23 protein-coding genes and 1 tRNA gene are annotated in these 20,604 nt (G+C 33.6%); 15 read left to right on the plus strand and 9 right to left on the minus strand.

Going from position 1 to position 20,604, the window contains the following annotated elements; genetic code table 11:
- From V4D31_RS06605 to V4D31_RS06675, 15 genes are all read left to right on the plus strand, one after another.
- Positions 1–852, plus strand: a complete 852-nt coding sequence (locus V4D31_RS06605; protein ID WP_353685661.1) for a YicC/YloC family endoribonuclease — start codon at positions 1–3, stop codon at positions 850–852.
- The gene (locus tag V4D31_RS06610; RefSeq protein WP_353685662.1) at positions 849–1,109 is read left to right on the plus strand and encodes a DUF370 domain-containing protein; all 261 of its coding nucleotides are present in this window, start codon (positions 849–851) and stop codon (positions 1,107–1,109) included. Before V4D31_RS06605 ends, V4D31_RS06610 begins: the two co-directional genes overlap by 4 nt.
- A complete protein-coding gene (gmk, locus tag V4D31_RS06615; RefSeq protein ID WP_353685663.1) occupies positions 1,093–1,710 on the plus strand; it encodes a guanylate kinase in 618 nt (205 codons plus the stop codon). Before V4D31_RS06610 ends, gmk begins: the two co-directional genes overlap by 17 nt.
- Positions 1,711–1,722: 12 nt before the next feature.
- On the plus strand, positions 1,723–2,139 hold the full coding sequence (rpoZ, locus tag V4D31_RS06620; protein WP_353685664.1) for a DNA-directed RNA polymerase subunit omega: 417 nt from the start codon (positions 1,723–1,725) through the stop codon (positions 2,137–2,139).
- 6 nt (positions 2,140–2,145) lie between these two features.
- Positions 2,146–3,345, plus strand: coding sequence for a bifunctional phosphopantothenoylcysteine decarboxylase/phosphopantothenate--cysteine ligase CoaBC (gene coaBC, locus V4D31_RS06625; protein WP_353685665.1), 1,200 nt, complete (start codon positions 2,146–2,148; stop codon positions 3,343–3,345).
- Complete coding sequence (locus V4D31_RS06630) at positions 3,335–4,396, plus strand: Xaa-Pro peptidase family protein (RefSeq protein WP_353685666.1); 1,062 nt, start codon at positions 3,335–3,337, stop codon at positions 4,394–4,396. The genes coaBC and V4D31_RS06630 overlap by 11 nt, the downstream gene beginning before the upstream one ends.
- Before the next feature lie 10 nt (positions 4,397–4,406).
- Positions 4,407–4,970 carry an elongation factor P gene (efp, locus tag V4D31_RS06635; RefSeq protein ID WP_353685667.1) on the plus strand — a complete coding sequence of 188 codons (564 nt, stop codon included), beginning with the start codon at positions 4,407–4,409 and terminating at the stop codon, positions 4,968–4,970.
- Between the two features lie 3 nt (positions 4,971–4,973).
- The gene (accB, locus tag V4D31_RS06640) at positions 4,974–5,420 is read left to right on the plus strand and encodes an acetyl-CoA carboxylase biotin carboxyl carrier protein (protein WP_353685668.1); all 447 of its coding nucleotides are present in this window, start codon (positions 4,974–4,976) and stop codon (positions 5,418–5,420) included.
- The gene (gene accC, locus V4D31_RS06645) at positions 5,420–6,775 is read left to right on the plus strand and encodes an acetyl-CoA carboxylase biotin carboxylase subunit (RefSeq protein ID WP_353685669.1); all 1,356 of its coding nucleotides are present in this window, start codon (positions 5,420–5,422) and stop codon (positions 6,773–6,775) included. The genes accB and accC overlap by 1 nt, the downstream gene beginning before the upstream one ends.
- Before the next feature lie 153 nt (positions 6,776–6,928).
- Entirely contained in the window at positions 6,929–7,483 is a 555-nt protein-coding gene (locus tag V4D31_RS06650) for a hypothetical protein (protein ID WP_353685670.1), read from the plus strand.
- Positions 7,480–8,610: a cache domain-containing protein gene (locus tag V4D31_RS06655; RefSeq protein ID WP_353685671.1), complete on the plus strand. Its 1,131-nt coding sequence runs from the start codon at positions 7,480–7,482 to the stop codon at positions 8,608–8,610. Before V4D31_RS06650 ends, V4D31_RS06655 begins: the two co-directional genes overlap by 4 nt.
- Positions 8,611–8,621: 11 nt before the next feature.
- Positions 8,622–9,833, plus strand: a complete 1,212-nt coding sequence (locus V4D31_RS06660; protein WP_353685672.1) for a response regulator — start codon at positions 8,622–8,624, stop codon at positions 9,831–9,833.
- A gap of 31 nt (positions 9,834–9,864) precedes the next feature.
- Positions 9,865–10,230: a response regulator gene (locus V4D31_RS06665; RefSeq protein WP_353685673.1), complete on the plus strand. Its 366-nt coding sequence runs from the start codon at positions 9,865–9,867 to the stop codon at positions 10,228–10,230.
- Positions 10,215–10,664, plus strand: a complete 450-nt coding sequence (locus tag V4D31_RS06670) for a chemotaxis protein CheW (protein ID WP_353685674.1) — start codon at positions 10,215–10,217, stop codon at positions 10,662–10,664. Before V4D31_RS06665 ends, V4D31_RS06670 begins: the two co-directional genes overlap by 16 nt.
- A 15-nt stretch (positions 10,665–10,679) precedes the next feature.
- Positions 10,680–12,920, plus strand: a complete 2,241-nt coding sequence (locus V4D31_RS06675) for a response regulator (RefSeq protein WP_353685675.1) — start codon at positions 10,680–10,682, stop codon at positions 12,918–12,920.
- Here V4D31_RS06675 and V4D31_RS06680 read toward each other — a convergent pair.
- The 9 genes from V4D31_RS06680 to trpE all read right to left on the minus strand — a co-directional run bounded on the left by V4D31_RS06680 (position 12,917) and on the right by trpE (position 20,584).
- Entirely contained in the window at positions 12,917–14,341 is a 1,425-nt protein-coding gene (locus tag V4D31_RS06680; protein ID WP_353685676.1) for a methyl-accepting chemotaxis protein, read from the minus strand. The genes V4D31_RS06675 and V4D31_RS06680 overlap by 4 nt on opposite strands.
- A 75-nt stretch (positions 14,342–14,416) precedes the next feature.
- The gene (locus tag V4D31_RS06685; RefSeq protein ID WP_353685677.1) at positions 14,417–16,177 is read right to left on the minus strand and encodes a formate--tetrahydrofolate ligase; all 1,761 of its coding nucleotides are present in this window, start codon (positions 16,175–16,177) and stop codon (positions 14,417–14,419) included.
- 28 nt (positions 16,178–16,205) lie between these two features.
- The gene (locus V4D31_RS06690) at positions 16,206–16,388 is read right to left on the minus strand and encodes a hypothetical protein (protein ID WP_353685678.1); all 183 of its coding nucleotides are present in this window, start codon (positions 16,386–16,388) and stop codon (positions 16,206–16,208) included.
- A gap of 13 nt (positions 16,389–16,401) precedes the next feature.
- Positions 16,402–16,746, minus strand: a complete 345-nt coding sequence (locus tag V4D31_RS06695) for an Mth938-like domain-containing protein (protein WP_353685679.1) — start codon at positions 16,744–16,746, stop codon at positions 16,402–16,404.
- A gap of 24 nt (positions 16,747–16,770) precedes the next feature.
- A tRNA-Sec gene (locus V4D31_RS06700) sits at positions 16,771–16,868 on the minus strand.
- 45 nt (positions 16,869–16,913) lie between these two features.
- A complete protein-coding gene (locus tag V4D31_RS06705; protein ID WP_353685680.1) occupies positions 16,914–17,525 on the minus strand; it encodes a hypothetical protein in 612 nt (203 codons plus the stop codon).
- A gap of 2 nt (positions 17,526–17,527) precedes the next feature.
- Complete coding sequence (trpD, locus tag V4D31_RS06710; RefSeq protein ID WP_353685681.1) at positions 17,528–18,538, minus strand: anthranilate phosphoribosyltransferase; 1,011 nt, start codon at positions 18,536–18,538, stop codon at positions 17,528–17,530.
- Positions 18,535–19,098 (minus strand): aminodeoxychorismate/anthranilate synthase component II, encoded by a 564-nt coding sequence (locus V4D31_RS06715; protein WP_353685682.1) that lies wholly within the window; start codon positions 19,096–19,098, stop codon positions 18,535–18,537. Before V4D31_RS06715 ends, trpD begins: the two co-directional genes overlap by 4 nt.
- Positions 19,082–20,584, minus strand: coding sequence for an anthranilate synthase component I (trpE, locus tag V4D31_RS06720; RefSeq protein ID WP_353685683.1), 1,503 nt, complete (start codon positions 20,582–20,584; stop codon positions 19,082–19,084). Before trpE ends, V4D31_RS06715 begins: the two co-directional genes overlap by 17 nt.
- Positions 20,585–20,604: the final 20 nt, after the last annotated feature.

The raw sequence follows: 20,604 nt of genomic DNA on the forward strand, positions 1-20,604 counted from the left end.
TTGATAGAAAGTCTTACAGGATACGGATTTTCTGAAAAAGGAACATTCAGAGTAGAGGCAAAATCTTTAAATCACAGGTTTCTTGAGATAAATTTAAAACTGCCTCAAATACTCTCAAAACATGAAATTGAAATCAGAAATCTTATAATGAAAAAATTTCACAGAGGCAAAATAGATGTTACTGTAACGATCAATCAGAAAGAAAAAACAGGCAGGGTTTATCTCAATAAAAATCTTGCAAAGCAGCTTTATGAAGCATTTATTGACTTAAAAAAAGAGTTAAGCATTTTAGGCTCTATTGATATTTCAATGTTTTCAAACTTCAGAGAACTTTTTATATATGAAGAACAACAGCCTGATGTAAATACCCTTATGCTTACCGTATCAGAGGCTCTTGAATCACTTCATGAGATGAGAAAAAAAGAAGGACAGATAATTAAACAAACTTTAACAGAAATTGCTGATAATCTTGAAAAGGATATAGCAACTTTAGAGAGTTTTGTGGATTTAGGTTATAATAATTATATTAACTCTTTGAAAAATAGAGTAAAACAGTTGATAACTGAAAACAACCTTGATGAAAAACGGATCTTAGAGCAGATTATTTTATATGCCCAGAAGACAGATATCAAGGAGGAAGTTGATAGACTTCAGAGTCATATTATTCAGTTTAAAGAAAATATCATGAAAGGTGGCAATGTGGGGAAAAAACTGGATTTTTTACTTCAGGAAATGAACAGAGAAATAAATACAGTGCTGGCAAAAACAGAAGATTTTCAGGTCAAAACTCTTGCGATTGAGATAAAAACAAACATTGAAAGACTTAAAGAACAGATTCAGAATATCCAATGAGTTTCATAAACATAGGTTTTGGCAATATAGTGTCTTTATCAAGAATTGTTGCAGTGGTGAATCCTAACTCTTCGCCTATGAAAAGAATGAAAGAGGAAGCAAAAAAAAGAGGGAAACTTATTGATGCAACTGAAGGAAGAAAAACCCGTTCAATTATAATTACTGATAGTGACCATATCATACTCAGTGCCTTACAGGTTGAAACAATTTTCCAAAGAATTAATGAAGCAAACACGGTGAATGATGGAACTTTATAAAAGAGGAAATATTTTTGTTATTTCTGCTCCTTCAGGCACAGGTAAAACAACATTATGTGAGAGACTGCTTAAGGCATTGCCTGATTTAAAAATGAGTATATCTCATACAACAAGAAAGCCAAGGCCTGGAGAGACAAATGGAGTTGATTATTTTTTTGTAGATAAAAAAACTTTTGAAGAAATGATATCTAAAGAAGAATTTATTGAATGGGCAGAGGTTTACGGAAATTTTTATGGAACATCAAAAAATGTTATATCTCAACTAATGAAACAGGGATATGACATACTGCTTGATATTGACACGCAGGGAGCAAAAAATATAAAAAAACTTTATCCTGAAAGTATTCTAATTTTTATTCTTCCACCTTCTATGAAAGAACTTGAGAGAAGACTTTTACAGAGAAATGAAGATAAGGATACAATAAAAAAGAGAGTGAGCAAAGCAGGAGAGGAAATCTCACAGTATAAACTTTATGACTACATTGTAATAAATGATAATCTTGAAAAAGCATTAAATGAACTGCTCTGCATAGTCTGTGCTGAAAGACTTAAAACAAAAAGAATAAAACATAATGAAATAGAAAAAATCTTTACAAAATAAGGAGGAAATAAAATGGAAAAAAAAGAACAAACTCTTGATATTATCTCTCTACCAATAGAAATTGACAGGACAAAAATTGATTCAAGATATCGTCTTGTGCTTATAGCAGCTCAAAGAGCTGCTGAACTTTCTCTTGGTGCTACATCAAAATTAGATAAAAAGGCAAAAAAAGTTACGACCACAGCAATTCTTGAGGTTTTATTAAACAAAGTAGAGTACATTACAGGTGAAGAAGCGTTGAAAGCCAAAGAAAAGATTAATCAGATTGATGTTAAAAAACTTCTTGAAGACAAAAGAAAAACAATTCCTGACCTCAGCGAACTTGAAAAGGATCTTAAAGTTTACTTACACGGTAAGGAATCTGCTGAAAAATTGCTTGAAGAATTATTTTCAGAACAACCAGAACAGCATTCTGATGAACAAGAATGATTAAAAGTGAAGGATCTTTTAAAAAATAAAAAAATTCTTATAGGCATAACAGGAAGTATTGCAGCATACAAAGTTTTTGAAATCATCAAGCTTTTAAAAGAAGCAGGAGCAGAAGTCTTTCCTGTTATGACTGAAAAAGCAACTTATTTTGTTACACCTCTAAGCATTGAAATATCCTGTGGCAACAGAGTTTTGATTGATATGTTTCAGGAACCTCTCTCTCATATTGAGCTTGCAAAAAAATGCGATCTCTTTTTAATAGCACCAGCCACTGCAAATTTAATCAATAAATATGCCTGTGGAATTGCTGATGATCTTCTTACAACCACTCTTCTTGCTTTTCGTGGTCCTGTAATTATAGCTCCTGCAATGAACTGGAGAATGTATCAGGCTGCACAGGTTCAAAAAAGCATTGATTACTTAAAAAGCATAGGAGTTGAATTTATAGGACCTGAACAAGGATCTCTTGCCTGTGGTGAAGAAGGGACAGGAAGGCTTGTAAGAGCAGAAAAAATTTTTGAAGCAGTGGTTTCAGCTTTAACTGAAAAAGATTTAAAAGGACAGCATGTCCTTGTCACAGCAGGACCTACACGGGGATACCTTGATGTCATAAGATTTATAACGAACAGATCATCAGGTAAGATGGGTTATGCCCTGGCAAAAGTTGCAAAAAGAAGAGGTGCAAAAGTAACCCTTATAAGTGGTCCTTCAAATATTGAACCTCCAGAGGTGGATAAATTTTTCAAAGTTGAAACAACTGAGGAAATGCTTGAAAAAGTCATGGAAAGTATAAATTCTGCCACAATTCTTTTAATGGCGGCAGCACCAATTGATTTTGAACCTGAAAAGATTTTTAATACAAAAATTGAAAAAAACTCAATAAATTCCATATCCCTCAGGCTATGTCCTGATATACTTAAAGAGATTTCAAAGCTCAAGAAAAAGCCTTTTACAATAGGCTTTTCTGCTGAAGCAGGACTCAATACAGAAAGAGCAAAGATTAAGTTTAAGGAAAAAGCCCTTGATATGATTGTTTTGAATGATATAATGAAAAAAAACACAGGCATGGAATCTGATACTAATGAAGTAATAATTATTTATAAAAAAAGAAACAAATTTTTTGAAGAAAATACATCCCTGCTTTCAAAAGAAGAAATTGCCAGCCTAATTTTATCCAAAGTTAAGGAGTTAATGCTTGAAAAATAAATATGAAAATAGGATCAAAAAGGTTTTTGACAAAATTAGTTCAAACTCTGAGGCATTTTTAATAACCAATCTTAAAAATATAAGATATTTAACTGGCTTCAGAGGAAATTTTGCAGTAACGCTTTTAACTCCTCAGGGATGCTTTCTTTTTGTTGACTTTCGGTATGTGGAGCAGGCAAAGAAAGAAGCTGTGGCTGAAGTTGTTTTTTTTAAAGACTCCTGGATTAATGCTGTGATGAAATTTATTAAAGATTTCGATATAAAAAGGCTTTCCTTTGAAGTTACCTGTCCCTTCGAGACTTTTCACAAACTAAGCAGCATTAAAATTGAAGTTGTTCCCCAGTACTATATTGTTGAGCATTTGAGAGCAGTTAAAGAACAAGAGGAAATTGACAAAATCAAAGTAGCAGTTAAAATTGCTGAAGAAGCTTTTTTAGAAACTAAACATTTTGTAAGAGAAGGTATTTCAGAAAAAACAATAGCAAGAGCTCTTGAAAATGAGATAAAAAAATACAGTGATACTTTACCTTTTCCTGTGATTGTAGCATCTGGAGCCAATTCTTCAATGCCACACTGGCGAAACTCTGACAAAACACTAAATTATGGTGATTTTGTTATAATTGATTGGGGCGCTGAGTATGAAGGTTATTTTTCTGATATGACAAGAACATTTATAATAGGAAATGCTGATAATAAAAAGAAAGAGATTTATGAAATAGTAAATAAGGCTAGGCAGGAAGCAATCATGGCATGTAAGGCAGGAATGCTTGCAAAAGATATTGACCATGCAGCAAGAAATCTGATAAAACAATCAGGTTATGAAGAAAATTTCGGGCATGCTACAGGTCATGGAGTTGGGCTTGATGTTCATGAATTTCCAAAGATAAATCATCAATCTGAAGAAATAATTGAGCCTGGCATGGTTTTTACTGTAGAGCCTGGAATTTATATGGAAGGCTTTGGAGGAGTGAGAATAGAAGATATGGTCGTTGTAAAAGGGAATTCAGTAGAAATTTTGACAACACTTTCAAGAGATTTAGAAATTTTATAGGAGGTAGAGCATGATTTCAACATCAGAATTTAAAAAAGGCTTAAAAATTGAATACAAAGGAGAACCATATGAAATAATTGACTTTCAACATGTAAAAATGCAACAAAGAGCACCAATTGTAAGAACTAAAATAAAAAATCTTAAAACAGGAAGGGTTCTTGAGGAAAATTTCCCTGCCGGAGAAAAATTTGAAAAACCAGAGCTTGAAGAAAAGCAAATGCAATATCTTTACTCTCAGGGAGACTCTTATGTTTTTATGGATATGGAAACTTATGAGCAGATTTCTATATCAAAAGATAAAATTGGAGATGCTTTGTATTACATAAAAGAAGAAATGATTGTTGATGTGATTTATTACAAAGGTGAAGTCCTTATTGTAGAGCCACCGATGTTTGTTGAATTAAGAGTTGTGGATACTGAACCTGCCTTTAAGGGCGATACAGCTTCAGGAGGAACAAAACCTGCCCGCCTTGAGACAGGGCTTACAGTAAAGGTGCCTTTTCATATTCAGACAGGTGATTTATTAAAAATTGATACAAGAACAGGAGAATACATTGAAAAGATAAAGGAGTGAATAATGGAACTTGAAGAAATAAAAGAAATAATATCTTTTTTGAAAAATACGGATGTAACAGAGTTAAACATTGAAAAAGAAGGTTTTAAAATTAGAATTAAAAGGGGATATGTCTATGCTCCTGTAGAAATTGCAACCCCCCCCAAACTATCAGCAGAATCTTCACAACCTTCTTATCATGCAGAAGTTTTAAAGGAAGAAGAAGTTCTTCACACTATTACCTCTCCATTGGTCGGAACATTTTATAGAGCCTCTTCTCCTGATGCTCCAGCATTTGTTGAAGTAGGCACAAAAGTTGAAAAGGGACAGGTCTTGTGCATAATAGAAGCAATGAAAATTATGAATGAAATTGAAAGTGATGTTTCAGGAATTGTAAGAAAAATACTTGTTGAAAACGGACAGCCTGTTGAGTATGGAGAGCCATTATTTTTAATTGAGGTAACTAAATAATGGAGTTATTCAAAAAGATTCTTATTGCAAATAGAGGAGAGATAGCTGTAAGAATTATCCGTGCCTGTAGAGAACTTGGTATAAAAACCGTTGCAGTTTACTCCGAAGCTGATAAAGAATCTTTACATGTGAAACTTGCAGATGAGGCAATATGTATAGGACCTGCAAGTCCTGCTCAAAGCTATTTAAATCTCACAGCAATTCTTTCTGCAGCAGACATTACAGATGCTGAAGCAATTCATCCAGGATATGGATTTTTGTCTGAAAATGCCCAGTTTGCAGAGGCTTGCGTGAACTCTGGAATAGTTTTTATCGGACCAACTCCTGAAAACATCAAAATTGGAGGAGATAAAGCAAAGGCAAGACAGATACTTAAAAGAAAAGGTATTCCTGTAGTTCCTGGAAGTGATGGACCGGTGAAGGATGAAGAATCCTGTATGAAGATAATCAAAAAAATTGGACTTCCTATAATATTTAAGGCTTCTGCTGGTGGTGGTGGAAGAGGAATGCGCATAGTAAATGACGAAAAAGATATTGAACAGGCTTTTTTCATGGCTCAGAGAGAAGCACTTGCAGCGTTTGGAAACGGAGAGCTTTATATTGAAAAGTATTTCCCGAAAGTAAGGCATATAGAAGTGCAAATACTTGCTGATAAACAAGGCAACATTATTCATCTTGGAGAAAGAGACTGCACAATACAGCGTAGACATCAGAAATTGCTTGAAGAAGCTCCTTCTCCAGTTTTAAATGAAAAACTAAGAAAAAAAATAGGTGAATATGCAGTAAAAGCTGCCAAAGCGTTGAAATTCAGAAATATAGGCACCTTTGAATTCATTGTTGACGATGAATTAAATCCCTATTTTATTGAGATAAATACCAGAGTTCAGGTAGAACATCCTGTAACAGAGGAAATTACTGATATTGACATTATCAAAGAGCAAATAAAGCTTGCGAAAGGATATCCTTTATCTTTCAAACAGCCTCAAATTAAATTTCGTGGACATGCCATTGAATGTAGAATTAATGCAGAAGATCCAGAAAAGTTTATTCCATCTCCAGGTACTGTTGAATTTATTCACTTTCCTGGTGGTCCTGGCATAAGAGTGGATAGCTATCTTTATCAGGGATGCAAGGTATCTCCCTACTATGATTCACTGGTAGCAAAAATCATCGCCAAAGGAGCGAACAGACAAGAAGCAATAGACAGAATGAAAAGAGCTCTTCAAGAGACAGCAATAAAAGGGATACAAACAAATATATCTTTATTTCTGAGAGTGCTTGAAAATCCTGATTTTATCAAAGGAAAATTTTTTACAGATTTCATCCAATTAATGAACAATAACAACAAATCCTGATTTAAATAAAAGCTCTATATGGCATTCCTCAGTGCGAGAAATCTCTGACTACCTTCAATGTCAATAAAAAGAAATGGTCATCAAGCTTCTTAAAAAATGCTTCAAGGGTCTTGATATTGATAAAAATAATTTGCTATTCTTTTAATAAAGCTTATGAAAAAAAATCTTGCAGATATTATTGACAATTTGTCCCGCACAAAAAGCACAGGATTGTTAACTATAAATTTTTCTTCTGAAAAGAATCTATTAAAGTTTTATTTAAAAGATGGAGAGATTTATCACATATCTTTCGGATTCAAAAAAGGATTGCAATGCCTGGATGATTTAGCTTCAAGACAACCTGTTTCATGCAGTTTTATTCCTCAGATTTCACTTGATATGACAAGCGATGATATCCCTTCCACTGAAAAATTAATAAAACAGTTAAAGGAGATGAACAAATTTATAGATTCTCAAGACTCAACATCTCTTTCTTCAGATTTTGCAAAAATAAAAGATGGCATAAAAACTGCATTAATCAGGCAAATTGGACCAATTGGAGGAAAAATTACAGAAAAATATATAAGTGAAAGATGGGTTCCTTCCAACCCCCCATCAAAAGAGGATTTTCTCAATTTGATTGATATGTTAAAAGAAGAGATAGAAGATCCCCAATCAAGAAGAGAATTTTTGCAAGAGGTCAATAAATTATTGGAGGTTTATAAATGAAAATAGAACTTGGATTAAGAGCAGGAATAGCTTTACCTCTTTTAGCAACTTTAATTATAGGAATGGCTGCTTTAGTTGTTTTCAATTATATCACACAGGTAAATCTTTTAAAGGAAGAAGAAAACCGAAACATTGAGGTATCAATCAATACAGCTCAAATTTTACTTGAAGCATCAACGATTCATTATCAACAAATGGCTCACTTAGTGGCACAAATGTCAGATGTTCAGGAGGCTGTTAATAAAAAAGACAGAAACCGCTTGATAGATAAATTCCTGCCTGCTTTTAATTCTTTAAAAGAAAACTTTGCTCTTGCTCAATTTCACTTTCATATACTTCCTGCGGTTTCTCTTGTAAGGCTTCATGACCTTAGTCATTTTGGTGATGATATCTCAAAGGAGCGTAAAACTGTAGTGCAAGTACAAACAACCCATAAAGGTGTAAGAGGTATTGAAATAGGTATTGGTGGAGTAGGATTAAGAGGTGTTGAACCAATTTTTTACAGAGGGGAGCTCGTGGGAAGTGTGGATGTTGGTGGTGGGTTAAAACTAATAATTGACCAAATTAAAAAAGCTATAAATACTGATTTAGGTGTTGTTATTTATAAAGATTTACTATCTGGTTGGCCTGGCTTAAAAGATATAAAACATACTTTTGGACAATGGGTTTCGCTTTATTTTACCCAGCAGAATCCAAAAATGTTTATATCTGAAGCTTCTTTAAAAAACGCTGCTCAATCAAAACAGAGATACTATACTGAAGTAGTGCCTCAGGCAGGGAAAGAGTATATTGTTGCTTATAGCCCTCTTAAGGATTTTTCTGGTCGAACTATAGGTTTTATATATATTGTAAAAGAAAGAATTCTCAATCCTGTTAAAGTTTTTACAATTCTTGGCATAAATGTGCTTGTTTATATTATAATGCTTATCATAATAGCTCTTTTAATTGGCTATGGTATGAATAAATATGTAATAAATCCTATAGTTGAACTTACAAAAATTACAGATGAAATATCAATGGGTAAAACATCTCAAAAAGTAGAGATCAAAGATGCTCGTGGAGAAATAGCTACACTGGCAAGGGCTGTGGAAAGAATGCGTATAACCATGAAAAAACTTCTTGAATAAGGAGTAAAAAAATGGCAGGGGAAAAAATATTAGTAATGGATGATAGCCCACTTGTAAGAAAGCTTGCAGAGGTTTCTTTACAAGAAGCAGGATATGAAGTCTATACAGCAAGTGATGGAGAAGAAGGACTGAAAATTGCAGAACAAATTAAACCTGATTTAATTTTAGTTGACTTTATAATGCCCAAAATGACAGGCTCGCAGGTTTGCAAACTCATAAGGGAGAATGAAACTCTTAAAGATATTCCCATTATTCTAATCACTGGAAAAGGTGAGACAGTAGGACAGGCATTGATTGAAAAATATGGAATTCTGGATTATTTTATAAAACCTTTTAAATCAGAAGAACTGGTAGAAAAAATCAATCAAGTGTTGAGTAAAGCACCGGAAGTTAAAAAAATTCCAGAAGAAATCCCTGTTTTTACTTATGAATCACCGGAAACAGAAATAAAGGAAGTGGAAGAAATAGAGCCTATTGTATTACCTGAAACAGAAGAAGAAGTATTCTCAGTTGAAGAAAAGGGAATTGAATTAACAAAAGAAATTGAATTAAAGGAAAAAATATTTGAAGAGCCAGAACCAATGCAAAAAACCCAGGATTTATTTGAAACACCAGAAATTGAACTCCCAGAAATGGAACTGCTGGGAAAAGAAGAAAGCTTTGGAACACAAGAAATTGAATCTATCCAGGACATATTGGAAGAGCCTCCAAAAACAGAAATTGAAGAAATTAAGCCTGCTTTTGATTTAACCATTCTGGAAAAATTAATAGACAACAAATTTAATAGCTTTTATGAAAAAATTATCCCCTTACTTGACAGCTCTGTTGAAGGAGTATTAAAAAAATACGGTTTGATAAAAGATTCTTCTGTGATTCTCTCTGGCAATTTAAATTTCTTTAAAGTTCAGGAAATTTTTACTCTAATTAATTCTAATAGTTTAAATGGTATCTTTTATGCTTACAGTAATGCAATAGCATACGAATTTTTATTTATTAGTGGAAAAATCATCTATGGAATCTCAAACCTTCAGAAACAAAAAATTGGTGCTAAACTATTAAATGAAATGGACCAGGAAGAAATTAAGGATATTACCATTGAAGCATTGAATTCTTTAAAGAATCTTCAAAATGGAAATTTTATTTTTGAAAAGAAAGATTTTTCAGATAGCTGGTTGCTGAATAAAACAGGCTATAATCCATTAGAGCTTGTTAAAGAAACATGAAAATGATATAATGTAAAGTTAAGGGAAGTTTATGACTAAAGTTCTTGTTGCAGAAGATTCAGTTACAGATGCAAAATATATTGAGTCCATTCTTAAAGAAGGTGGATACGAGCTTTTTTTTGCAAAAGATGGTGAAGAAGCTGAAGAATTGATAAAAAAAGAAACTTTTGATCTTGTTATTTTAGATGTGGTTATGCCTAAAAAAAATGGCTTTCAAATTTGTAGAGAGATAAAGAAAAATGAAAAAACTAAAGATATACCTGTAATTCTTGTAACTTCTAAAAAAGAAGAAGCTGATAAATTCTGGGGCAAGACGCAAGGAGCAGATGAATACATTACAAAACCTTTTGAACCAATTGATCTTTTGGTGGCTATAAAGAAATGTCTGAAGAAATAAAAGAAAAAACAGAAAAATCCTATTGTGTCTTAGGCGTAGGAGAAAGAGAGTTTCTTGTCCCAAAAGAAAGCGTTGTTCAGGTTTTGGATATTACGCGAATATTCCCCATTCCAGGAGCTCCTGATTACATTGTTGGAGCTTTACCTGTAAGAGGCAAAATCATTCCTGCTGTGGACCTGGCAAAGATTTACAATATTGAAAGATTAAACTATTCTGATAATAAATTGCTGGTTATTGAAGTAAAAGGTGAAAAAATAGGAATTTTATCGGATATTTCGCCCTTTTTTGTTAGTTTTGAATCCGATATAGTTGTTGAAGATTTTATTGATCCTGAAAAATTATTTGAACAACTTAAAGTGAGTTATCAAAAACCCGCTGAAAATCTAAAGAGTGGTTTTGCTGGTGAAACCAGCACAGGAAAACAGGAAAAATGACAAAACTCAGAAAAGATGATAGACAAATCTGAGCTTATAAAATATTTTTTATTGGAAGCAGAAGAACATGTAAATACCTTAATTGAAGGCACAGAGGAGCTTGAAACTAAAGGATACAACAAAGAAACAATAGAAAGCCTTTTCAGAGCAACACACACTTTAAAAGGTTCTGCCTCAATCGTTAAATTCAATAAAGTTGCTACACTATCCCATCGCCTTGAAGACCTTTTTGAAGCTCTTTTGAATGAAGAAATAAACTATGAAAATTCTCTTATTTATCCCATTAAACAAGTTATTAATGCAATAGTGGGATTTGTAAATGAAATACACAAGACAGGTGAGGAAAAAAGCGAGCTTGATGAGAAAGTTATAAAATCAATTGAAAATATTCTACATAAAAAACAAGCATTTGTTGAAGAATACGAACCTGTAGCTTTTAAAACCTTTCCTGTTAGCAACACTGTCAGAGTTGAGCTTGAAGTAATTGACCATATTCTCACTTCTCTGGGAGAAACTCTTGTTCAGAAAAATACGATAATGGACAAAGAAAAAGAACTATTAAACATTGTAGAAGAAATACACAACAGTGGAAAAAAACTTCTAAAAGAAATAACTGATTTTTCAAACAGATACTACTTATCTACGCAAAATAAAGATGAAAAAGTTATAGACAGTTTTTTTGTGGAGTTCAGTGATCTTGAATTTGACCGTTATGATGAATACCATATTTTTTTAAGAAAAATTCAGGAGATAACAAATGATATAACAGAGGGTATAAATTCATTGTTTACTTTTTCTGAAAATCTTTCATATCATTTCAAATCACTCAACAAAGAAATCAATTATTTAAAAGACAGCCTGGTTGAAATAAGAATGATCCCAATTAGCAGGCTTTTACACAGGCTTTCTGAAGCTGTTAAAGATACAGCAAAAGCTCATGGAAAAATTATTGAAATAGAGATTAAAGGAGCAGAAACAAAAATTGACAAGCCAATTTTTGACTCCCTGTATGAGCCAATTCTTCATATTCTTCGCAATGCTGTACAACATGGAATTGAGTATCCTGAAGAAAGAATAAGAAAAGGAAAAGACCAGACAGGTCACATACAAATTAATTTACAAAAAGAAGGGAGATATATTGTAATAAGTATCAAAGACGATGGTAAAGGGATTGATATTGATAAAGTTAAACAAATAGCTATTCAGAAAAAATTTATCGCGCCTGAATATGCTCCCTTTGTTTCAAAAGAAGAAATTCTATCTTACATATTTGCTCCTGGCTTTTCCACTGCAGAAGAGGTAGATTTCCAGAGTGGAAGAGGCATAGGACTTAATATTGTTAAGACAGCCATCTCAAAACTTAAAGGAACAATAGAAGTCTCTTCAAAGCTTGATAAAGAAACGACTTTTGTAATAAAAATTCCGCAGTCATTAACTATAAGCAATCTTTTAGTATTCAATTCCCATAATCTGGATTTTGCCATACCTATTAACTATATTGAAGAAATTTTAACACTGGAGGATTTTCCGCAGGCAATAATAGAAAGAAAAATTAATCATAAAAATAGAATTATTCCTTTGAAAGTATTTTCAGAAGTTTTCTTCTCTGTCAACGGTAAAAAAATTGAAAAAGGGTTTATAATTGTTTTTAATTTTTCAGGAATAAGAAAGGGACTTATTGTTGAAGAAATTCTGGGACACGAGGAAGCGACAGTTCATAGTTTTGGAAAATTTCTTGAAGGATTAACTCAATATCTTGGTTATTTTATATGTGGCAAAGGCTCTCCAAGATATGTAATTGATCCATTAAAACTATTTGAAGAAGAATTTATATTTACAACTACATTGTCTGAGAAAATTAAAGAACCTTTTACGTACAAAGGTTCTGTCCTGATTGTGGATGACTCTATAAGTGTAAGAAAGAGCTTACAAAGTATTCTTGAAGATAAAAAACTGAAAGTATATACTGCAAAAGATGGCGCTGAAGCATTAAATTTGATAGAAAAGGAAAAAATTGACCTTGTAGTAACTGACCTTGAAATGCCTATAATGCATGGCTATGAACTCATCAGCAGAGTAAGAAAAGATCCAAGATTCAAAGATTTACCAATTATAGTTCTTACTTCAAGAGGGACAAAAAAACATGAAGAAAAAGCCATTGCACTTGGAGCAGATGGCTATATTGTAAAGCCCTTTGACGAAAAAGCCATACAGGAACAAATTCTTAATCGCCTTATTTATTCAGAATTGCGTTAAATTCTAAATTTTTCAGTTACATTAACGAATTCTTTTGAAGTATCTGATAGAGAACGGGATATATCAATAAGCTCATGGCTTATTTCATAAATATTTTCAGTCACTTCTTTCACTTTTTGAGCTGAACTTACCTGCTTATCGGTTATTTCTTTTTGTTTCATAGTATATTCATTAATGTCATCTATAACTTGTCCTATTCTTTTTATGATTGAATCAATCTTTTCAAATATTTCTGTTGTTTGATTTACCATATTTGTTCCTATCTCAACATAGTTTGTTTCTTCTTCAAGATTTTTTGTAACAGCCGTTGCCTCTTCCTGAATTGCTGTAATAATTTCTGCAATATTCTTAGATGACTTAGCTGTTTTTTCAGATAAAGTTCTTATTTCTTCAGCAATAACGACAAATCCTTTACCCTCCTCACCTGCTCTTGCTGCTTCAATTGAAGCATTAAGTGCGAGAAGATTTGTTCTATTTGCAATATCACTGATTATTGTTGAAATTGTTCCTATCTCCATTAATTTTTCTGAAAAAAGTTTCATTCTTCTATTTATTCCCTGAACAGCTGTTCTGATTAATTGCATGCTGCTAATTGTCTCTGTAACAATTTCATTACCCTTCAGGATTGCATCAATGGCTTCTTTTGAAACATCTGTTGCAGCAGAGGTTTTATCTTTTGTTTGTAAAGCAATTTCTGAAGCATCTTCAATAAGGGATACTATTTTTTCAATCTCCTGTTTTTGTATTTCTGCGCCTGTTTGTAATTTTTGAATTATTTCATTGAGAATATTGCTTTTCTGTCCTACATCCTCTGCTGTATTTTTAACTTCTCTGACAAGCTCACTCAATCCATCTGTCATGAGATTGAAGGCATCTGCCAGAGAACCAAAAACATCTGGTGTGACTTCTGCTTTCTGCGTGAGGTCTCCTTCAGCTGCCTGAGTCATTATCTGTAGAAACTTTATAATATTGTTCTGCATCTCTTTTCTCTGTTCTTCTGTCTGAATGAGTGTAGAAAGTTTATCCATCATTTGATTAAAAGCATCTGCAATTGTTTCAAATTCATCACCTGTTTTCAACTTTATTCTTTTTTCAAAATTTCCTTTTCTTATAGCTTCTACTACATCTTCAATTATTGAAAGTGGAGATATAATCTGTTTTCTAAACCATAAAACATTGGCTGTTGATATCCCTATCAATGCTAAAACAAATATTGCAATAACAGGAGCAAATTTTAAAAGAGTATTTATAATTCCCATTTTTTTCATAATAAATTCTTCGCCATAAATTTCATATCCAGTAATAATGAGTCCAGCAATAAGAATAATGGTTGAAAGAACAATGGATAGATTAAATACAATAAGGAATTTTCTATAAAGACCTTTTGGTTTTTTAATTTTTGATTTAACTACCTCAGGCATAATTTCCTCCTATGTAAAAATTAAGTTTATACAGTATGTAAGAAAAATATAGCAATTGTCAATATTTTATTATAGCTAAATTCCAATTACTTTACCTGTTTGTAAATCCACATCTATTCTTCTGAAATTTGGATTTGAGGCAGTTCCAGGCATCAGATTTATCTCACCTGCTACAGGAACAATAAGTTTTGCTCCTGTAAAGATTAAAATATCTCTTACAAATAACTGCCATCCTCTTGGAGCACCTCTTAATTCTGGATTATCTGAAAGGCTTAGATGAGTTTTTGCCATACAAATGGAAAACTGAGAGAATTCAGGATTGGAGTTGATATTTTTAAGCTTCTCTAAAGCCTCGGAGGACAATTCAATAGAATCCGCTCCATATATCTCTCTTGCAATTAATTCTATCCTTGAAATATGAGGAAGATTGTTATCATAAAGAAATTTAAACAATGATTTATTTCTGCATGCATCAATAACCATGTCAACAAGTTCCAGAGCTCCAGCACCTCCTTTTTCATAGTGCTCTGAAATTGCCACTGGAATCCCTATTTCTTCACAGGCTTTTTTAACAAATTCCAGTTCATCATTATCATCTCCATAGAATTTATTTAAACAAACAACAGGATTCAACCCTGCCTTTTTAACAATATTGATATGATGAAACAGATTTTCAAGACCTTTTTCAAGCCATTTAAGATTTCTTTCAAAATACTTCTCTGGTATAGGATTTCCTGAAACAATCTTTGGAGCATCTTTATCTGCTCCATGATATTTTAATGCTCTTAGAGTGGCTACTAAAACTGCTGCATCAGGTTTTAATCCTGAAATTCTGCATTTTATGTTCCAGAATTTTTCAAAGCCAATATCTGCACCAAATCCGCTTTCTGTAATGTGATACTCACTGAGTTTGACTCCTATCCAGTCAGCAATAATTGAAGATTGTCCTATTGCTATATTAGCAAAAGGTGCGGCATGAACAAACACTGGTTGTCCTTCCATTGTCTGAATTAAATTGGGATTTATTGCAGGAAGCATAAAAGCTGTCATAGCTCCAGCAACTTCAAGGTCTTCAGTTGTTACAGGATTCCCTGATTTTGAATATGCTACCACAATTCTGCCAATTCGCTCTCTTAAATCCTTCAAATCTTTTACCAGTGATAAAATAGCCATCAATTCTGAAGAAGTGGCTATATCAAACCTTGATTCCATTGGTATTCCGTCTTTTTTTCCACCGATTCCAATTACGATTTTCCTCAATGCCTGAGCGCAGAAGTCAATAACCCATCCAATCTGCACTCTTTTTGGATCAATATCAAGCCTTTTTAATCCTTTTTTATTGAGAATCTCATCTGAATAGTTGGATTCATGAAGCATTCTTGCAGTAAGAGCTACCATTGCAAGATTATGGGCGTTCATAACAGCATTTATATCTCCTGTAAAGCCCAGGGAAAATTCTGTTCTTGGAATGCACTGGGAAAACCCTCCGCCTGCAGCGCTTCCCTTTATGTTCATTAATGGACCCGCTGAAGGTTGTCTTATAGCACAGCTTACTTTTTTACCTCTTTTCCCTAATCCCTGGGTTAATCCAATAGTTGTTGTTGATTTTCCTTCTCCAAACGGCGTAGGAGTTATTGCTGTCACAACAATATATTTACCATCAGGATTATTTTTGATTCTTGAGTAAAGTTTTTGATAATCAATTTTTGCCATGTAATAACCATATGGAATTAATTCATCCTTTTCAATACCTACTTCATCGGCAAGCTGAAATATTGTTTTCATCTGCTTTTCAGCTTGCTGAGCAATTAACCAGTCTGCAACCTCAGCAGGCATAAACTCTCCTGAATTAATTTTTTGGGTTTTATTCTGAAGGATTATCTATATCTGCAAGATAATCTTTAAGTTTCTCAATTAATGAATCCGGTAAAATCTCATCATAAAGTAAAGCATTCATTTCTTCAATAGTGAGTTTTTCTTTTATATCTCTTGGAAGCATTCTTACAATTGCAATTCTTTCTTTCAAAGGCTGTTTTTTCTCCTCCATTTTTTTCTCCTTTCTAACAGGTTAGATGAAAAGCACCTGCTACAGCTTTCCCTTCAGCTAAAAGTTGATTAAATACTGCTACAGCTTTTTCTGTTTCGTAAACAAAGGTTTCAATTCCCCTTTGTTTGAGCTCTTCTATTAAGCTCTGGGGCACCTGCATTCTTTCATAAGCTCCTGTTCCGACAACAAGAATTTTAACATCTTTTTTTAATACTTCTCCGAGGTCTTCTATACAAAGTGAATGTCCCTGTTTTCTCCACCATGATGGGAAAACAGAATCATGAAAAACAATAATATCCTGAGTGTATTCATTTCCATTAATCACAATTTTTCCAAAGGAATAATGAGTTATTTTCATTTCTGTCCCCTCCATTACAAAAGCTGGCGGGAGTGTGTGGGAATCGAACCCACCCTGCCTGCTCCTCGCAGGCAACACTGGATTTGAAGTCCAGGAGGGACACCAGAACCCCATACACTCCCAGTTATAGAATTTTACAGGATTTTAAGAAATTTTTCAAAACCTTTTTAATATGATAAAAACTTATCTCGTAAATATCTAAGAATATCATCATATGCTGAGGGAACAACAAGGAAGATTTCTATATCCTTTGAAAGGGAAAGCTTAATTCTGTCCTGATCCCTTAAAATTAAAACTGCTGATTCTCCTTCCTGAAGTTTATCTGAAATTTTATTGCTTATCTCTTTTATTCGCCTCTCGGTCACTTGATTAAAATAATCAAAAACTTTCTGCATTACGGCATTTGTTTTAACAACTCTGAGGCAATTCCCCCAATCAATAAATTCTCCAAATATTTCAGGATCTTCAATCCCTATAACAGTAGCTCCTTCAGAAACTTTCTTCTCTATAAATGGATAAAGATAAGGATTGGTCTCTCTTATGACATCAATTGCTTCTTGCCCTTCAATGAATATTGTTTCCACAAATATCTTGGTAACAAAGCCTAATTTTTCAAGCTTTTCAACATGAAGACTTGCTTCCTGCCAGTATCTCTCAATTAAATCTTTAAGTTTTTCATCTTCCTCATCAACAACAAAAATATTGGGAACGCAAAAAAGTCTTTTTTTGCCCTTGAATTCATCTACGCTGAGTCTCTGTATTTTACCTAATTCAGCCATGCTTAATTTAAGTTAGAAAACTTTTTAAATTCCTCAAATTTCCTGTAAGCTCTGCCGCTGTAAATGGATTCTCTGGCTATTTCAACTCCTTCTTTAAAATCTGATGCAAAGCTGCTCAACTGAAGTGCTCCAGAAGCATTAATTAAAACCATATCTAGACATGCAGATTTTTCACCTTTAAGAACACTCAAAAATATTTTGGCGCTCTCTTTTTTATCAAAACTTTTAATGTCCTCGAGGGATGCTTTTTTTAAACCCGCCTCTTCAGGACAAATCACGGTTGATTTTACCTCTCCGTTTTTAGCTCTTACAATGTATGTCTTCCCTGTAACTGTTATTTCATCAAGTCCATCTTCACTGTGGACAATCATTACATCCTCGGAGCCAAGTTTTTGTAAAACCTTTGCAATTGTATCCATGTATTGCCTTGAAAAAACGCCTAAAAGCTGACGTTTAACCTGTGCAGGATTAAGCATTGGACCAAGAATATTAAACATCGTCCTTATTTTAAGCTCTCTTCTTATAGGAGCAACTCTCTTCATAGCAGGATGATAAAGAGGAGCAAACAGCACCGTAATTGCACACTCAAAAAGACATCTCTCAGCAGTCTCAGGAGGCATATTAACATTTACACCAAGCTCCTCAAGAACATCAATACATCCACACTGGCTTGAAGCAGAACGATTGCCATGCTTTGCCACAGGCACACCAGCTGCAGCAACAACAAAGCTTGTTGCAGTGGAAACATTGAATGTTCCTGAATGGTCTCCCCCTGTTCCAACAATATCAATAGTATTTTCAGGAGCTTTAATTTTTATTGCATATTCTCTAAAAAGCTTTACTGCTTCAAGAATCTCTTCTTCTGTCTCACCTTTAATAGAAAGCCCCATAAGAAAAGCTGCAATTTGAGCCTCTGATGCCTTACCTTCAATAATTTCAATAAAGCTTTCTCTTAAGAGCTCAGGCTCTAAGTTTTCTTTTTTGCTTAATCTAAGTATTGCCTCAGCTATCATAGTCTTAAAAAATTCTTTAATAAATCCTTTCCAACTTTTGTAAGAATACTTTCAGGATGAAACTGCACTCCCTCAATTATGTATTCTTTATGCCTTATACCCATAATTATACCATTTGAGGTCCATGCTGTGATAGTAAGACAGTCTGGTAAACTTTCTTTATCAATAATAAGGGAATGATATCTTGTTGCCTCAAATGGATTGGGAAGACCGTTAAAAATCGTTTTACCATCATGATAAATGAAAGAGGTCTTACCATGCATTATTTCTGGAGAAAGAACTATTTTTGCACCAAAGGCTGCACCAATTGCCTGATGACCAAGACATACTCCAAGAATTGGTATTTTACCTGCAAAATGCCTTATTACATCACATGAAACTCCCGCTTCTTTTGGAGTACACGGACCTGGCGAGATTATTATTCTTTCAGGATTAAGCTGTTCAATCTCTTCTATGGTAATCTGATCATTCCTGTAGACAACAATATCTGGATTAAGCTCCCCAATGTATTGATAAAGATTGTATGTAAATGAGTCATAGTTATCAATTAAAAGAATCATTTTCCTCCTTAAACTCTAAAAAACTTACTGCTTTAAGCATGGCAGTTGCCTTATTAACTGTTTCAGTATATTCCTTTTCAGTAACTGAATCTGCCACAATACCAGCACCTGCCTGAACGTATACTTTTTTATCCTTTACAACAAGCATTCTTATGCCTATGCACATATCCATATTTCCACTGAAACCAAAATAGCCCACTGCTCCAGCATAGGGGCCTCTTCTGGTTGGCTCAAGTTCTTCAATAATTTGCATTGCTCTTACCTTGGGCGCTCCTGTTACAGTTCCTGCAGGAAAACAGGACATAAAAACATCAAAAATATCAAGCCCTCTTCTCAGCCTGCCTTCAACATTGCTCACAATATGCATAACATGACTGTATCTTTCAATTGTCATAAGCTCTGTAACCGTAACACTGCCTATTTCTGCAACCCTGCCAACATCATTTCTTCCAAGATCAACAAGCATAATATGTTCAGCCTTTTCTTTTTCATCACTGAGAAGCTCTCTTTCAAGAAAGAGATCTTCCTCTTCAGTTCTTCCTCTCGGACGGGTTCCTGCAATGGGTCTTAAAGTAATTTTTTCATCTTCCACTCTTACAAGAATTTCAGGAGATGAGCCAACAAGATATCCTTCCTCTGTATCAATATAAAACATGTATGGTGAAGGATTTATTATTCTCAAAGCCCTGTAAATATCAAAGGGATGAACTTCTGAAGTAGTTTCAAATCTTTGAGAGATAACAACCTGAACAACATCACCTGAAAGAACATAGTCTCTTGCTTTTTTAACAGCTTCTATAAAATCTTCCTTTTTAAAGTTTGAAGTAAATCCGAGTAATGGTTCTTTAAACTGGCTTTCTGAAACATATAAATAGGATCTGAATCTTTCATCCTGATGGTTTTTAAGCTCTTTTATTATTGTGTCTATTTTATCCTGAGCTTTTTCATAAGCTTCTGCAGCATCTTCAGAATTAAGGAAAGCATTGTAAACGATTTTTATTGACTGTTTGAAATTGTCAAAAATTAAAAGGGTTTCTGGAATCATGAGAAATATATCAGGCATATCAAGATCAGAACGAGCAAGGTCTGGAACTTTTTCAAAAAGTTTTACAGTATCATAAGATATGTAGCCGACCATGCCTCCGAAAAATCTCGGAAGTGATGGTTCTATGTATGCTTTAAATTTTTTGAAAAACTCTTTTAAAAAATCAAAGGGATTTACATTATCAATGCGGGTTTGGATTGAACCTTCCAGAGTTATGCTTCTTTCCTTTGATTTTATTATAAAAGCAGGATTAAATCCAATAAAAGAATACCTTCCCCATTTCTCACCTCCTACAACGCTTTCAAGAAGGAAAGAGGGCTTTTTATCAAGTTTTAAAAAAGCACTCACAGGAGTATCAAGGTCAGCGATTATTTCTCTGTAAAGGGGAATAACATCGTACTGTCTGGCTAAAGACAGAAATTCCTCACGCCTCAGATTCATAAAATAGTTTAAATAATTAG

Origin of the sequence: Thermodesulfovibrio sp. 3462-1 (assembly GCF_040451425.1) — a bacterium.
Classification (GTDB): Bacteria; Nitrospirota; Thermodesulfovibrionia; order Thermodesulfovibrionales; family Thermodesulfovibrionaceae; genus Thermodesulfovibrio; species Thermodesulfovibrio obliviosus.